The sequence below is a fragment of the Streptomyces beijiangensis genome (assembly GCF_017315755.1).
Taxonomy (GTDB): Bacteria; Actinomycetota; Actinomycetes; order Streptomycetales; family Streptomycetaceae; genus Streptomyces; species Streptomyces beijiangensis.
On sequence record NZ_JAFLRJ010001127.1, the window covers coordinates 1 to 376 of the forward strand.

Annotated in this window: 1 protein-coding gene; it reads left to right on the forward strand. The window is 72.9% G+C overall.

Features of this window, described 5'->3' with window-relative positions; translation table 11 throughout:
* On the forward strand, positions 1-376 hold a 376-nt coding region (locus J0695_RS40855), incomplete at both ends, for an FG-GAP repeat domain-containing protein (RefSeq protein WP_206969857.1).

A 376-nucleotide genomic window follows, 5' to 3' on the forward strand; every position in this document is an offset into this window, starting at 1 on the left:
ATCGACGGCGGCGGCCAGTTCGTCCGCTCCGGCCAGGCCGCAGACGTCAACGGCGACGGCAAGGCCGAGATCGTCGTCGCCACCGACAAGGTGCGGGTCTACAGCGGCACCGGCAAGAAGCTGTGGGAGTACGCGGCCCCGGCGTCGGCCGGCGACGTCGTCTTCGCGGACGTCTCGTTCGGCGACGGCCACCTCTACGCCCAGTACGCCCAGCACCCCGGCCACGCCGGGAGTCATGGAGCCCGCCGCGTCGCCGGCGGGCTGGGCGTACTGGGCGTAGAGGTGGCCGTCGCCGAACGAGACGTCCGCGAAGACGACGTCGCCGGCCGACGCCGGGGCCGCGTACTCCCACAGCTTCTTGCCGGTGCCGCTGTAG